Below are 13974 nucleotides of genomic sequence, written 5' to 3'. Positions count from 1 at the left end.
CGATCCTGCCTTTGATCCATTTCCAAGCAACTCCGTACTGAAGTTTGAATCAATTGATGAACAATTCATGTGATGACTAACCTGACTTTTAACTCTGGTTGTTTTTTCATCGCTGACAATATTGAGACCGTTCATTGCACCAATTTTGAGGCAACATTTAGGGATCTGCTCCTGAGCTGATCTTCTGTGTGACGAACTGGTCGAACTTTTTGGAGAGAAGACCAATGAAATATTCACCTATACTCGCTGTAGCGATGTCAGCCCTATTCATTGTAGGGTGTAATGATGACGATCAACCTACAACCCAGCTGCAAGCTGTTCACGCATCGCCAGATGCTCCACTAGCTAATGTGTTAGTTAATAGCCAGGCTCGTTGGACAGGGGTTGATTATGCTCAGGCATCTGGTTATGCCTCGGTCAATCAAGGCCAGACAACTCTTCAGGTCGATGTTCAACTCCCTGGAGATGGTGTGGCGACGGTGATTCCACCAAGCCAGTTCAATTTAAGCGGTGATTTAGATTACACGGTGATGGTGGTCGGTGACGCTGACGGTTCCAACAACCCAGTTGAGGCTCTCGTTGTGACACGACCTGCAGCAGGCACGGCGACGAGTTCGAGTTTGGATGTGCAAGTTGTTCACGCGGCAACTGGAGTTGGTGATGTGAATCTATACGTTACAGCACCGAATGATCCTCTAGGCGCACCGATTGGAACTTTGGGATACAAAGGATTTACCGATGTGCTCAATATTCCTGCTGGTCAATATCGTGTGAGATTAGAAACCGTGAGTGGAAGTGCTATCGCGTTTGATTCAGGAGAGATCACTCTCCCTGCTGGTAGCGAGCTGACCATTGCAGCCGTGCCAAGAGCGGATTCAACCAGTACGTCTCCGGTGAAGCTGATGGTAATGGATGGCAAAAGTTCATCTATAATTTACGACATGGCAGAATCTGCAGAAGTGAGAGTAGGGCATTTAGTTGATGGTGCACCCTCTGTGGATGTGTTTGTAAACTCGGCTAAGTTTGCTCCTCTTGATGCTCTAATGTTTAAAGAAGTTCGTGGCTTCTTAGATTTGGCAGCAGGCAGTTACGATATCGATATTTATGAAACAGCAACCACCTCTCCAACATTCATTGATGTTGACGGTTTAGCGGTGTTTGCCGGAATGGATTACAGTATCTATGCCGTGGGGACGGTAAGTCCTTTCAATTTGGAAGCGCTAGTTGTTCCAGAAAATCGACGCTCTGTTGCAACCAGTGCAGTATTGAACATTACTCATGCTGCAGCTAATCCAATTGCAGCTTCGGTTGATATTTATTTAACCGAGAACGTGGGAATTTCTGGAAGTACGCCTGCGTTGAGTAATGTGAAATTCAAAGACTTCGCGAATGGTATTTATGTAGCTGCGGGAACTTACTATGTGACGATTACGGTGGCTGGCGATCCATCTACTGTTGCTATTGACTCCGCGCCTGCGACCTTAGTTAACGGTGTTGTGTATCAAGTAGTGGCGATTGATGATTCGATGGGAACGGGATTTAACTTAATAGTAAGTGAAACCACAGATTAATCCGTTAAGCTTCTGCAAATAGAAAATAGAAAATAGAAAATAGAAAAGAGAAGAGGGTAGCTCAATGCTCCCCTCTTCTCTTTTGCTTTCTTTTTCTTTTATTCGTGGTTGTTTTTCGCTTTTTCTAATAAATCAGTGAAAAAGTGGCGTAGCGAATAGAGCATGATCAAACTCGGAATCACCATTAATGACGTCAGTATAAAGAAGGTTGACCAATCATTGAGGTAATCGACGAGCTCGCCACTGAATGAAGCCAGTGTTGTTCTACCGAAATTGCCTAAGGATGCTAATAAGGCATATTGCGTCGCTGAGAAAGCTTGACCAGTCAGTAAGGTTAAGAAAGATACAAATGCTACCGTCGAAAAGGCGGTTGTGAAGTTGTCGACAATGATAGTTGCCAAGAACAGAGTTTCACTAGGGCCTGCCTGAGCGATCCACGCAAACATTAGGTTGCTGGCTGCCATTGCGATGCCACCAATCATTAGTCCGCGTACAATACCGAATTTCACATTGAAGATACTGCCTAGCAAGGTGAAGAATATCGTCGCGCCCCAACCGATTAACTTAGAGTAGTGGCCAATCTGTTCATTGCTAAAGCCTATCTCTTTATAGAAGGTGATAGACATTCTACCTAAGAAGGCTTCACCTATCTTAAATAGGAACACAAACAGTAGAAGGGTGATGGCAACTTGAACTCCGTTTCGTTTGAAGAAATCATAAAACGGTTCTAGCACTGTAACGCTGAACCAAGCGACGACTTTTGAACCCACAACTCTGTTGTGACGTTGCTGTGCTTGCTCTTGTAATGCTTCACGTTGTGTATTGGGTTCTCCGACAAAAAGAGTAAACAGCATTAACACGACAACCACACCAGCCATGCCGTAATACACACCATTCCAACCGATTGAGTCAGCATTGATAAAAGCAAGATAACCTGGAAGAGAATAGCCAGTCCACCATCCCATCACGGCCATTGCGGATGCTTGTGGCAACTTTGATGCTTCCGATTTTGGAAATGAATCAATACGGAAGGCATCTATTGCGACATCTTGAGTTGCTGAGGCGATAGCTATTCCGAGAGCAAGCATAGAGGTGAACATCAAGTCATTGGCTGGGTTTACTCCAGCAATGAACAGGGTACAGATCAATACCAAGCTTTGGCACAAGAATATCCAACTGCGTCGTTGGCCTAATATCGCGTGTAAAACTGGCAGTTTGACTCGGTCTACCAACGGTGCCCATAAAAAGTTAATAGCATAGACAGCAAACACACTGCCGAAATAACCGATCGCAGCACGAGTTAAACCGGCATCTTTTAGCCAACCAGACATGTTGGATCCAATCAGAACCCATGGGAAGCCACTCGAACAACCGAGCATAAACACCCAAAGTAGACGTTTGTCTAAGTAGCTGCGGAAAGTTTGCATCCAAGAAAGAGAGGGGGTGCCTGATGACATGGGGCGTCCTTGTATAGAAAACGCCCTTAAGAATAAGGGCGTTACATTGGATTACTTAAGAAGGGTCACTTTAGTGATGACGATTGGGTCGACAGGAATGTCTGACATGCGGCCCATTCGCTTGGTTGGAATTGTTGCCATCTTCTGAACAACGTCAAAACCATCGGTTACTTTACCAAACACAGCGTAACCAGGATTACCGCCTTTCGCGTTTAAGAAATCGTTGTCTGCAAAGTTAATGAAGAACTGGCGAGTTGCAGAATCTGGTGCATTGGTGCGAGCCATTGCGATCGTTGCAGTATCATTCTTCAGGCCATTGCTGCCTTCATTTTTGATAGGCGCATAAGTTGCTAATTGCTTCATATCTTGATCGAAGCCACCACCCTGAGCCATAAAGCCCGGGATCACACGGTGAAACTGAGTGCCTTCGTAGCTACCGTCAGCAACATATTTCAGAAAGTTATCAACACTAACCGGTGCTTGCTCTTGGTTTAGCTCGATAGTGAAGCCGCCTAATGTTGTTTCTACGTTCACTTTAGGACCAGCCCAAACGCTCACGCTCACCAGCATCAATGCGATAGAAGATAGAATGCGCCCCATTAGAAACGTTCCTTCATGTAAGTTTGCAGCTCTTGGTCATTGGCAATCTCTTTAAGAACTAAGTCGATAACATCGTTTAGTACCATTGCGATATCGTCATTTGATGCACTTAATGCACCTGTGCGAGTTGCTGTACCATTGAATGTCTTAACTAGCTTGCCTTCAGGCGTTTCAGCGGTTACTTCAAGTGTTACTTTACCATCCATTTGGTTTTCCATGATGGTGTGCTTGACGGTAACGAGCGCTTCTTGAATCTCTAAAACAATTGAGTTTTCACTGTTTACGCTTGCACGAAAGCCTTGAGACTCTAATTGTTGAGCAATAGCGTTTTCTAGAGAAATACGCATGTTTTGCTTAGCGTGAATTGGCTGAATGTTTGAACGGCCACTATCAACCAATGCAACATATTGAGCGGCACGAACATCTTTACTGGTTAGTGTGTATGTTTTGCCTTGTACAAGGTTGCTTGAGCTTAGTGAAGCTTCTGGCATTACGTTGATCTGTTCTTGCTGAGGGGCTGAACATGCTGTCAAAGCCAAAATAGAAGCAGCCAAAATCAGTTTTTTCATTCCTTTATCCTTTCTAAATTCACACCAGGAGCTCGGTATCTTAAATTCTTGTGACGTCGTTTCTGCTTATTTATTAAAATTCGCAGGTTCTCTTGTTGCTTGTAATATCTCAAATTTCTGGTTCAGTTCAAGCGTTTCAACGTTTGCTTCACCAAATAGTCTTGCTAGTTTGACATCGTATCCGAGGTGTCGGTTACCAATAACAATTAATTTGCCTCCGTTGCTAAGAACATGCTTTGCATCACAGAACATTTGCCATGCAATGTGATCTGTAATCGCTTGTTGTTGGTGGAACGGAGGGTTACACATAACTAAGTAAGTGCTGTTTTTCTTAAAACCATCTAAACAGTTATTGGCGATGAACTGGAAATTACCTTCTTCGCCAAGGTTATCCTTAATATTTTGGCGCGCTGATTCCACTGCCATAAAGCTTTCATCAACACAGGTGATACGCGCTTGTGGGTTTAATTGCCCAGCTTTTACACTCAATACACCGTTGCCACAACCTAGATCGATAATATGACGCAGTTCAGGATCTTGAGGGATGTGCTCTAGCATATAGCGAGCACCTTGATCGAGTGCCTCGCCTGAGTAAACGTTCGGTAAATTTTTCAGGCGAATATCTTCACCGTCTACATCCCATTCAACAAAAGGTTCGACCGTTTGAATCGGCTGACAATTTGGTGAAGAGAAAACCAAGCGATGTTTCTTCTTCGCTAGAGAAGTTTTGGTTTCACCTAGGTACTTTTCGAAAATATTAAGTGTAGATGTGTGGATATCTTTTACTTTGTTTACACCGATGACTTGGCAGCCTTCTGGCAACGCTTGGCGTAGTTGGCTCAATTGCCATACTAGATGACGGTTTGTTTTCGGTAGTTGCATGATCACAAGATCGATACCGTGTGGGATATCATCCATCGTATTCAGGAAGTTCACACGGTTACTTTGATTGCGCTGCAAGTTTTTTAGCGCACCGCGATGAGAGATAAACGAGTCGCTCATCATGGTGACATCATGATCTTTAGAGAACCATGCCGACAGGGCACCAAAGCTATCGTTCATGATCAGGATGTGTTTGCCAGGTTCAAGATTCATCTCTTCAACGTGACTAATAATGTATTCGTCGCCCGCATCCCAAGCTTGAAGGGTTTCATTTGAACGGTTGGGGAAACGATGTAAGGTCAAAGTTCTATCGAGAAGAGTAAGTTCGGTTTTCATAGCTTGAGATACTTATGTAAGAAATAACAAAGATATTGTCTCAAATGCAGCCTGAACAAGATAGAAAAAACTCAACCAAACCTAAGTCGTTCGTTATGAAATACTCAGACAGTCGACCAGTTAGGGTTTATACTTCCCCCACAGATAATGCCAATACGTTATTAAGGAATCATAATGATCCAAGAAGTTATCGAAACAAAATTGCACAATGAGTTTTCACCAAGTCATTTAAACGTGGTCAATGAGAGCTACATGCACAATGTTCCGGCTGGTTCTGAGAGTCATTTTAAAGTGATTGTTGTCAGCGATGCGTTTGAAGGTTTGCGCCTTATTGGTCGTCATCGAGCGGTAAATAAAGCACTCTCAGAAGAGCTAGCGAATAATATTCACGCACTATCTATTCACACTTATACAAAAGATGAATGGATGAAGCAACTCGATAACGTGCCAGATAGCCCTATGTGTATGGGCGGTGGTAAGTAATAAAACTAACTGATAGAAGAGGTGGCGATGCTGCCTTTTTTATCGCCAGGCTGATGTGTTTTTAGGGTTTATATCACTCAAATTGATGTCAAATTAGGCGTCTTTAAATACCCACAATGAGTAATGTTTTTATTAACAGTGTTTCAACATAACTCGTAAAATATTAGTTTGTGACAGAGTATTAATCTCTTGTTTAAAACACGATTCAAAAGCCATTTTATCTGTGCGGCTCGTCAAATTTATACATATTTGAGAGTCCATATGCTTCAAATCTCACCAAATTAAGGCCGTATTCAAGTTATTGGTCATGGCATCAAGTTGTCAAAAAATGCTAGAATACGGCACCTGATAAATCTCACATAATCTTTGTGATGAGTTTATTAATGTAATGTTGCGATTTTGGTATCTCGAATTTACCAAAACCGGACACTGTAATGTCGTGTCTAAGGGCGATTTTAAAACGTCCCGAATTTACGCAATTAAAAGAATCTTTTTCCCGATAAAGTAGTGCAAGTGCGTATGATTACAATAAAGAAGGGTTTGGATCTTCCTATCGCAGGAACTCCATCCCAGGTGATTAATGATGGTAAGTCCATCACTAAAGTCGCCTTGCTTGGCGAAGAGTACGTTGGTATGCGTCCTACGATGCATGCTCGCGTTGGTGATGAAGTGAAGAAAGGCCAAGTTCTTTTTGCAGATAAAAAGAACCCAGGTGTTGTATTTACTTCTCCAGCAAGCGGTAAAGTTATTGAAGTGAACCGTGGTGCTAAGCGTGTTCTTCAATCAGTAGTGATTGAAGTAGCAGGCAATGAGCAAATCACGTTCAATAGCTATGAAGCTAACCAACTAGTAAGTCTTGACCGTGAAACGGTTAAAACTCAGTTAGTTGAGTCTGGCGCATGGACCGCTTTGCGAACTCGTCCGTTCAGCAAGGTTCCAGCAGTTGATTCTGAAACTCAGGCTATTTTCGTTACTGCTATGGATACTAATCCGCTAGCAGCTGAGCCAGAATTAATTATTAACGAGCAGTCTGATGCTTTCGTTGCTGGTTTAGATCTTCTTTCAACTCTGACTAACGGTAAAGTGTACGTTTGTAAAAAAGGTACTAGCTTACCTCGTTCAGCTCAGTCTAACGTTGAAGAACATGTTTTTGATGGCCCACACCCTGCAGGTCTTGCAGGCACGCATATGCATTACCTATATCCGGTAAATGCACAAAATGTAGCGTGGAGCATTAACTACCAAGATGTTATCGCATTCGGTAAGCTTTTCCTTACTGGTGAGATTTACTCTGAGCGTGTTGTTTCTCTGGCTGGTCCAGTGGTGAATAACCCACGTCTAGTTCGTACTCTAATTGGTGCTAGCCTTGAAGAGTTGACAGACAGCGAGTTAATGCCAGGCGAAGTTCGTGTGATTTCTGGTTCTGTACTTACGGGTACTGAAGCAACAGGTCCACATGCTTTCCTTGGTCGTTACCATCAGCAAGTTTCTGTTCTACGTGAAGGTCGTGATAAAGAGCTATTCGGCTGGGCTATGCCTGGTAAGAACAAGTTCTCTGTTACTCGTTCATTCCTTGGTCACCTGTTTAAAGGTCAGTTGTTCAACATGACAACGACGACAAACGGTAGTGACCGCTCAATGGTTCCAATTGGTAACTACGAGCGCGTAATGCCTCTAGATATGGAACCTACATTGCTGCTTCGTGATCTATGTGCAGGCGACATTGATAGTGCTCAAGCACTTGGTGCGCTAGAACTAGACGAAGAAGATGTAGCATTGTGTACCTTTGTATGTCCAGGTAAGTACGAGTACGGTCAACTACTTCGTGAATGCCTAGATACGATTGAGAAGGAAGGGTAATTTTCATGGGCCTTAAAAAGTTTCTTGAAGACATCGAGCATCATTTTGAGCCAGGTGGTAAACACGAGAAGTGGTTTGCGCTTTACGAAGCAGCAGCGACAGTGTTTTACACGCCAGGTCTTATCACAAAGAAAAGCTCACACGTTCGTGATAGCGTTGATTTAAAACGTATCATGATCATGGTTTGGTTCGCGGTATTCCCAGCAATGTTCTGGGGTATGTACAACGCGGGTGGCCAAGCTATCGCTGCACTTAACCATATGTACGCAGGCGCTGAATTAGTTTCTGTTATCGATGGTAACTGGCACTACTGGCTAACCGAAATGCTTGGAGCCTCCTTAGGGCCCGATGCTGGTGTTGGCAGCAAGATGCTACTTGGTGCGACATACTTCCTACCTATCTACGCAACGGTATTCATCGTCGGTGGTTTCTGGGAAGTTCTGTTCTGTATGGTGCGTAAGCACGAAGTAAACGAAGGTTTCTTTGTTACTTCTATCTTATTTGCGCTTATCGTTCCGCCAACGCTTCCTCTATGGCAAGCAGCACTAGGTATTACCTTCGGTGTTGTTGTGGCGAAAGAGATCTTCGGTGGTACGGGTCGTAACTTCCTGAACCCTGCACTTGCTGGCCGTGCGTTCCTATTCTTTGCATACCCTGCACAGATTTCAGGTGACGTAGTTTGGACTGCTGCAGATGGTTTCTCTGGTGCAACTGCTCTTAGCCAATGGGCTCAAGGCGGCGGTAGCGCACTAATGAACGTGACATCAGGTGAAGCAATCACTTGGATGGACGCATTCATTGGTAACATCCCAGGTTCTATCGGTGAAGTATCAACTCTAGCACTTATGATTGGTGCAGCGATGATCGTTTACATGCGTATCGCTTCATGGCGCATCATTGCTGGTGTAATGATCGGTATGATTGCTGTGTCTACGCTGTTCAACGTGATCGGTTCTGATACTAACGCAATGTTCAGCATGCCTTGGCATTGGCACCTAGTTCTAGGTGGCTTCGCATTCGGTATGTTCTTCATGGCGACTGACCCAGTATCAGCTTCATTTACCAACAAAGGTAAGTGGTGGTACGGCATCCTAATCGGCGCAATGTGTGTAATGATTCGTGTAGTTAACCCTGCATACCCAGAAGGCATGATGCTTGCGATTCTATTCGCAAACCTATTTGCTCCTCTGTTTGACCACGTTGTAATCGAGAAGAACATTAAGCGGAGACTAGCGCGCTATGGCAAGTAATAACGATAGCATTAAAAAGACGCTGTTTGTTGTTATCGCATTGAGCCTAGTGTGCTCAATCATCGTTTCAACAGCTGCAGTTGTTCTTAAACCTAAGCAGCAAGCTAACGCAGTTCTGGATCAGCAAACTAAGATCCTTGAAGTTGCGGGTATTGAGCTTGCAGGTGATATCCCAGCACTCTACGCAGAGAACATCGAACCTCGTCTAGTTGATTTCGCTACTGGCGATTTCGTTGACGGCGATGCTGCTGCATACGACCAACGTAAAGCGGCAAAAGATCCAGCTCAGTCAATCAAGCTTTCAGCTGAAGATGACATCGCTAAGATCATTCGTCGTGCTAACACGGGTACTGTATACCTAGTGAAAGATGGCGCTGAGACTTCTAAAGTTATCATCCCTGTTCACGGTAACGGCCTTTGGTCAATGATGTACGCATTCGTTGCGGTAGAAACTGATGGCAACACAGTTTCTGGTATCACTTACTACGAGCAAGGTGAAACTCCTGGACTTGGTGGTGAAGTTGAGAACCCAACTTGGCGCGCTCAATTCGTTGGTAAGAAATTATTCGACGAAAACCACAAACCTGCTATTCAGGTTGTTAAAGGTGGCGCTCCTCAAGGTTCTGAGCACGGTGTAGATGGCCTTTCTGGTGCAACACTGACTAGCGTTGGTGTTCAACATACATTTGACTTCTGGTTAGGTGATATGGGCTTTGGTCCGTTCCTAGCAAAAGTTCGTGACGGAGGTCTGAACTAATGTCTAGTGCAAAAGAAATTAAAAAGAGCATCTTAGCGCCTGTGTTGGATAACAACCCAATCGCGCTACAGGTTCTTGGTGTGTGTTCTGCTCTTGCAGTAACCACTAAGCTAGAAACAGCATTTGTTATGACTATCGCGGTAATGTTCGTTACTGCTCTGTCTAACTTCTTCGTTTCTTTAATCCGTAATCACATTCCTAACAGTGTGCGTATCATCGTTCAGATGGCAATTATCGCATCATTAGTAATCGTGGTAGACCAAGTGCTTAAAGCATACCTATACGATATCTCTAAGCAGCTATCTGTATTCGTTGGCCTAATCATTACTAACTGTATTGTAATGGGTCGTGCTGAAGCATTCGCAATGAAGTCTGCGCCAATCCCATCGTTTATCGACGGTCTTGGTAACGGTCTTGGTTACGGTTTCGTTCTTATCACTGTTGGTTTCTTCCGTGAGCTTCTAGGCTCTGGCAAACTATTTGGTATGGAAGTACTACCTCTAGTGAGCAACGGTGGTTGGTATCAGCCAAACGGCTTGATGCTTCTAGCACCTTCAGCATTCTTCCTAATTGGTTTCTTGATTTGGGCAATTCGTGTGTTCAAACCAGAACAAGTAGAAGCGAAGGGGTAAGGTAGTCATGGAACATTATATTAGTCTGCTAGTTAAATCGATTTTCATCGAAAACATGGCGCTTTCTTTCTTCCTAGGTATGTGTACATTCCTAGCGGTTTCTAAGAAAGTTAAAACTTCTTTTGGTCTTGGTGTTGCGGTAGTTGTAGTACTTACAATCGCTGTTCCTGTAAACAACCTTGTTTACACACACATCCTGAAAGAAAACGCGCTTGTTGAAGGTGTCGATTTAAGTTTCCTTAACTTCATCGCATTCATCGGTGTTATCGCGGCACTTGTACAAATCCTAGAGATGGTTTTAGACCGTTTCTTCCCACCTTTGTACAACGCACTAGGTATCTTCCTTCCACTGATCACAGTTAACTGTGCAATCTTTGGTGGTGTATCTTTCATGGTAACTCGTGACTACAACTTTGCTGAATCTGTTGTTTACGGCTTCGGTTCTGGTGTGGGTTGGATGTTAGCTATCGTTGCTCTTGCGGGTATCCGTGAGAAGATGAAGTACTCTGACGTACCTCCAGGTCTTCGTGGCCTTGGTATCACGTTCATTACTGTTGGTCTGATGGCGTTAGGCTTTATGTCTTTCTCTGGTGTTCAACTGTAGGGTAAGCACCCAGTAATAAGGAATAACAAATGCAAAGCATTATTCTTGGCGTAGCGATGTTTACCATTATTGTATTGGCTCTAGTACTAGTGATTCTTTTCGCTAAGTCTAAGCTAGTACCATCAGGTGACATCACTATTGCTGTAAACGGCGACCCTGAAAAGGCGATCGTTACTCAGCCTGGTAGCAAGCTACTTGGTGCCCTAGCTGGCGCTGGTATCTTCGTATCTTCTGCTTGTGGTGGCGGTGGCTCTTGTGGTCAGTGTCGTGTAAAAGTTAAGTCTGGTGGTGGCGACATCCTTCCAACTGAACTTGATCACATCACAAAAGGTGAAGCTCGCGAAGGCGAACGTCTTGCATGTCAAGTTGCTATGAAAACTGACATGGAGATTGAACTAGACGAAGATATCTTTGGTGTTAAAAAGTGGGAATGTACTGTTATCTCGAATAACAACGAAGCTACTTTCATCAAAGAATTGGCTCTAGCTATCCCTGAAGGTGAAGAAGTTCCGTTCCGCGCGGGTGGTTACATTCAGATTGAAGCTGAACCACATCACGTGAAATACGCAGATTACGATATTCCTGAGGAATACCGTGGTGACTGGGATAAGTTCAACTTGTTCCGTTACGAGTCTATCGTTAAAGAGCATTCGATCCGTGCTTACTCTATGGCTTCATACCCAGAAGAGAAAGGCATCATCAAGCTTAACGTGCGTATCGCAACTCCGCCGCCAAACAACCCTGACGTAGCTCCTGGTGTGATGTCTTCATACATCTGGTCTCTTAAAGAAGGTGACAAATGTACTATTTCTGGTCCATTTGGTGAGTTCTTTGCTAAAGACACAGACAATGAAATGGTATTCATCGGTGGTGGTGCAGGTATGGCGCCAATGCGTTCACATATCTTCGACCAACTTAAGCGTCTTAACTCTACTCGTAAGATGTCTTACTGGTACGGTGCACGTTCTAAGCGTGAGATGTTCTACATTGAAGACTTCGACGGCCTAGCGGCTGCAAACGAAAACTTCGTGTGGCATTGTGCTCTGTCTGATCCTCAACCTGAGGACAACTGGGACGGTTACACTGGTTTCATCCACAACGTATTGTACGAAAACTACCTGAAGGATCACGAAGCTCCTGAAGACTGTGAGTACTACATGTGTGGTCCACCAATGATGAACGCGGCTGTGATCGGCATGCTGAAAGATCTTGGTGTAGAAGATGAAAACATCCTACTAGATGACTTCGGTGGTTAATCCATTTAAGTGATTGATATTATGGCTGACTCTTACGAGTCAGCCATTTGTTTTTCTAAGACTACTCGTGACAACAAACTGGCTTATATAAGAAAGAGTAAGGCATTTAAAATACCTATTTTTCACTCTTATTTTTCCTTATATAAATCCTCAACATTAGACAGGAGTAAGCAAGTGAGAATTTGGCTTGTTGCATTAACTTCTTTGATTTTTCTTGCGGGCTGTGAGCAGGCAAGAGAGCAAGTACATTTAAGTGGTCCGACAATGGGGACCAGTTATAACATTAAGTACATCAATGGCGATGAATTTCCTGAGTCTAAAGAAGTTCATACCGAGATCGATCGTCTACTTGAAGAAGTGAATGATCAAATGTCGACTTACCGTGAAGATTCAGAGCTGAGCCGTTTCAACCAACACAAAGGTGCGGACGCATTCGAAGTATCTGAACAAACCGCTATCGTTGTGAAAGAAGCGATTCGTTTGAACGGTCTTACTGAAGGTGCGTTGGATGTGACGGTTGGTCCATTAGTTAACTTGTGGGGTTTTGGTCCAGAAGCACGTCCTGAAGTGGTTCCATCAGACGAAGAGCTTGCGGCTCGTAAGGCTAAGATTGGTATTCACCACTTAAGCGTTGAAGGTAATAAGCTAAGCAAAGATTTGCCTAACTTGTATGTTGACCTTTCGACTATCGCAAAAGGTTGGGGCGTGGATGTCGTTGCTGACTACCTCGATTCAATTGGCATTCATAACTACATGGTAGAAGTGGGCGGTGAAATCCGTTTGAAGGGCTTAAACCGTGAAAGTGTGGGTTGGCGTATCGCCATCGAGAAGCCAAGTGTTGACGAGCGCAACATTCAAGAGATCATCGAGCCTGGTGATATGGCGATCGCAACGTCTGGCGACTACCGAAACTATTTTGAGCGTAATGGTGTTCGTTATTCACACATCATCAACCCAGAAACAGGTAAGCCGCTTCATCACAAAGTGGTTTCAGTGACTGTTTTAAACCCGTCTTCAATGACTGCAGACGGTTTATCTACTGGCCTTATGGTCTTAGGTGAAGAAAAAGGACTGGAAGTCGCAAACCAACATAACATCCCAGTGTTCATGGTGGTAAAAACAGCTGATGGCTTTAAAGAAATTGCTTCAGAAGCATTTAAGCCATACTTAGGTAAATAAGGTAAGCGAGATAATTATGAATACATTTCTGATTACATTTGGTGTTTTTCTTGCAGTAATCGCAGCGATGTCAATTGGCTATATTATCCAAAAGAAAGTTGTGAAAGGTAGCTGTGGTGGCTTAGGTGCTGTTGGTATTGATAAAGTATGTAACTGCCCTGAACCTTGTGATGCGCGTAAAAAACGTGAAGCACGTGAAGCATACCGTGAAGAGAAACTGGCAGAACGTCAACAAAAAGAAGCGGCTTGGAGTAAAGACCGTATCGCTTAATTGGTGACAGTCATAGGGGAATAGAGTTGTCTATGCCCTTAGAATAAAAAGCTCAAGATTATCGTCTTGAGCTTTTTTTGTTTGAGTGAACTGTCTATTTTGGAATGCTAAAAACGGAAACAAAAACGAATTTCTAGTGGTCGATTTGCATGTTATTGCGCGCAAAGACCAGTTGGTTCCTACCTTGTTCTTTTGCAGTATAAAGTAGTTCGTCCGCGGCTTTTATTTGCTCATCCAAACTGCCAACTAAGTCGCTTAACCCGATAC

At 43.8% G+C, this 13974-nt stretch carries 14 protein-coding genes and 1 pseudogene; 10 read left to right on the top strand and 5 right to left on the bottom strand.

Annotation, left to right across the window (positions count from 1 at the left end; translation table 11 throughout):
- The first annotated feature begins 224 nt into the window (after positions 1 to 224).
- A complete protein-coding gene (locus AB4232_RS01785) occupies positions 225 to 1571 on the top strand; it encodes a DUF4397 domain-containing protein (protein ID WP_372085872.1) in 1347 nt (448 codons plus the stop codon).
- Positions 1572 to 1669: 98 nt separating this feature from the next.
- Here the strand turns inward: AB4232_RS01785 and AB4232_RS01780 are convergent, their stop codons facing one another.
- The 4 genes from AB4232_RS01780 to AB4232_RS01765 all read right to left on the bottom strand — a co-directional run bounded on the left by AB4232_RS01780 (position 1670) and on the right by AB4232_RS01765 (position 5415).
- Positions 1670 to 3028 (bottom strand): AmpG family muropeptide MFS transporter, encoded by a 1359-nt coding sequence (locus AB4232_RS01780; protein WP_012603364.1) that lies wholly within the window; start codon positions 3026 to 3028, stop codon positions 1670 to 1672.
- Positions 3029 to 3079: 51 nt separating this feature from the next.
- The gene (locus AB4232_RS01775; protein ID WP_009848367.1) at positions 3080 to 3628 is read right to left on the bottom strand and encodes a peptidylprolyl isomerase; all 549 of its coding nucleotides are present in this window, start codon (positions 3626 to 3628) and stop codon (positions 3080 to 3082) included.
- Positions 3628 to 4197, bottom strand: a complete 570-nt coding sequence (locus tag AB4232_RS01770) for a YajG family lipoprotein (RefSeq protein WP_009848368.1) — start codon at positions 4195 to 4197, stop codon at positions 3628 to 3630. Before AB4232_RS01770 ends, AB4232_RS01775 begins: the two co-directional genes overlap by 1 nt.
- Positions 4198 to 4263: 66 nt before the next feature.
- Positions 4264 to 5415 (bottom strand): class I SAM-dependent methyltransferase, encoded by a 1152-nt coding sequence (locus AB4232_RS01765; protein ID WP_012603366.1) that lies wholly within the window; start codon positions 5413 to 5415, stop codon positions 4264 to 4266.
- Positions 5416 to 5589: 174 nt separating this feature from the next.
- Here AB4232_RS01765 and bolA point away from each other — a divergent pair, with 174 nt between their 5' ends.
- From bolA to nqrM, 9 genes are all read left to right on the top strand, one after another.
- Positions 5590 to 5898: a transcriptional regulator BolA gene (gene bolA / locus AB4232_RS01760; protein ID WP_009848370.1), complete on the top strand. Its 309-nt coding sequence runs from the start codon at positions 5590 to 5592 to the stop codon at positions 5896 to 5898.
- A 519-nt stretch (positions 5899 to 6417) separates the two neighbouring features.
- The gene (locus AB4232_RS01755) at positions 6418 to 7758 is read left to right on the top strand and encodes a Na(+)-translocating NADH-quinone reductase subunit A (protein ID WP_372085869.1); all 1341 of its coding nucleotides are present in this window, start codon (positions 6418 to 6420) and stop codon (positions 7756 to 7758) included.
- Between the two features lie 5 nt (positions 7759 to 7763).
- Complete coding sequence (locus tag AB4232_RS01750) at positions 7764 to 9008, top strand: NADH:ubiquinone reductase (Na(+)-transporting) subunit B (protein ID WP_122054171.1); 1245 nt, start codon at positions 7764 to 7766, stop codon at positions 9006 to 9008.
- Positions 8998 to 9765 (top strand): Na(+)-translocating NADH-quinone reductase subunit C, encoded by a 768-nt coding sequence (locus AB4232_RS01745; RefSeq protein WP_017098020.1) that lies wholly within the window; start codon positions 8998 to 9000, stop codon positions 9763 to 9765. The genes AB4232_RS01750 and AB4232_RS01745 overlap by 11 nt, the downstream gene beginning before the upstream one ends.
- Positions 9765 to 10397 carry an NADH:ubiquinone reductase (Na(+)-transporting) subunit D gene (locus AB4232_RS01740; protein ID WP_004735210.1) on the top strand — a complete coding sequence of 211 codons (633 nt, stop codon included), beginning with the start codon at positions 9765 to 9767 and terminating at the stop codon, positions 10395 to 10397. Before AB4232_RS01745 ends, AB4232_RS01740 begins: the two co-directional genes overlap by 1 nt.
- Positions 10398 to 10404: 7 nt before the next feature.
- Positions 10405 to 11001 (top strand): NADH:ubiquinone reductase (Na(+)-transporting) subunit E, encoded by a 597-nt coding sequence (nqrE, locus tag AB4232_RS01735; protein ID WP_009848375.1) that lies wholly within the window; start codon positions 10405 to 10407, stop codon positions 10999 to 11001.
- Between the two features lie 29 nt (positions 11002 to 11030).
- Positions 11031 to 12257 carry an NADH:ubiquinone reductase (Na(+)-transporting) subunit F gene (gene nqrF, locus AB4232_RS01730; RefSeq protein ID WP_017631923.1) on the top strand — a complete coding sequence of 409 codons (1227 nt, stop codon included), beginning with the start codon at positions 11031 to 11033 and terminating at the stop codon, positions 12255 to 12257.
- Between the two features lie 174 nt (positions 12258 to 12431).
- Positions 12432 to 13436 (top strand): FAD:protein FMN transferase, encoded by a 1005-nt coding sequence (locus tag AB4232_RS01725; protein WP_372085867.1) that lies wholly within the window; start codon positions 12432 to 12434, stop codon positions 13434 to 13436.
- A gap of 16 nt (positions 13437 to 13452) precedes the next feature.
- Positions 13453 to 13707, top strand: a complete 255-nt coding sequence (nqrM, locus tag AB4232_RS01720; RefSeq protein WP_009848378.1) for a (Na+)-NQR maturation NqrM — start codon at positions 13453 to 13455, stop codon at positions 13705 to 13707.
- A 133-nt stretch (positions 13708 to 13840) separates the two neighbouring features.
- Here nqrM and AB4232_RS01715 read toward each other — a convergent pair.
- A pseudogene (locus AB4232_RS01715) lies at positions 13841 to 13974 on the bottom strand (diguanylate cyclase response regulator); the annotation flags it as partial.

The sequence above is a fragment of the Vibrio sp. 10N.286.46.A8 genome (assembly GCF_041470165.1).
Taxonomy (GTDB): Bacteria; Pseudomonadota; Gammaproteobacteria; order Enterobacterales; family Vibrionaceae; genus Vibrio; species Vibrio tasmaniensis_A.
The sequence above is the reverse complement of the archived record's forward strand: the minus strand, read 5'-3'. Positions and strand labels throughout refer to the sequence as shown.

Excerpts from the sequence above, each read along its gene's own strand:
- AB4232_RS01785 (WP_372085872.1), top strand. The coding sequence starts at position 225 with ATGAAATATTCACCTATACTCGCTGTAGCGATGTCAGCCCTATTCATT.
- AB4232_RS01780 (WP_012603364.1), bottom strand. The coding sequence starts at position 3,028 with ATGTCATCAGGCACCCCCTCTCTTTCTTGGATGCAAACTTTCCGCAGC.
- AB4232_RS01775 (WP_009848367.1), bottom strand. The coding sequence starts at position 3,628 with ATGGGGCGCATTCTATCTTCTATCGCATTGATGCTGGTGAGCGTGAGC.
- AB4232_RS01770 (WP_009848368.1), bottom strand. The coding sequence starts at position 4,197 with ATGAAAAAACTGATTTTGGCTGCTTCTATTTTGGCTTTGACAGCATGT.
- AB4232_RS01765 (WP_012603366.1), bottom strand. The coding sequence starts at position 5,415 with ATGAAAACCGAACTTACTCTTCTCGATAGAACTTTGACCTTACATCGT.
- bolA (WP_009848370.1), top strand. The coding sequence starts at position 5,590 with ATGATCCAAGAAGTTATCGAAACAAAATTGCACAATGAGTTTTCACCA.
- AB4232_RS01755 (WP_372085869.1), top strand. The coding sequence starts at position 6,418 with ATGATTACAATAAAGAAGGGTTTGGATCTTCCTATCGCAGGAACTCCA.
- AB4232_RS01750 (WP_122054171.1), top strand. The coding sequence starts at position 7,764 with ATGGGCCTTAAAAAGTTTCTTGAAGACATCGAGCATCATTTTGAGCCA.
- AB4232_RS01745 (WP_017098020.1), top strand. The coding sequence starts at position 8,998 with ATGGCAAGTAATAACGATAGCATTAAAAAGACGCTGTTTGTTGTTATC.
- AB4232_RS01740 (WP_004735210.1), top strand. The coding sequence starts at position 9,765 with ATGTCTAGTGCAAAAGAAATTAAAAAGAGCATCTTAGCGCCTGTGTTG.
- nqrE (WP_009848375.1), top strand. The coding sequence starts at position 10,405 with ATGGAACATTATATTAGTCTGCTAGTTAAATCGATTTTCATCGAAAAC.
- nqrF (WP_017631923.1), top strand. The coding sequence starts at position 11,031 with ATGCAAAGCATTATTCTTGGCGTAGCGATGTTTACCATTATTGTATTG.
- nqrM (WP_009848378.1), top strand. The coding sequence starts at position 13,453 with ATGAATACATTTCTGATTACATTTGGTGTTTTTCTTGCAGTAATCGCA.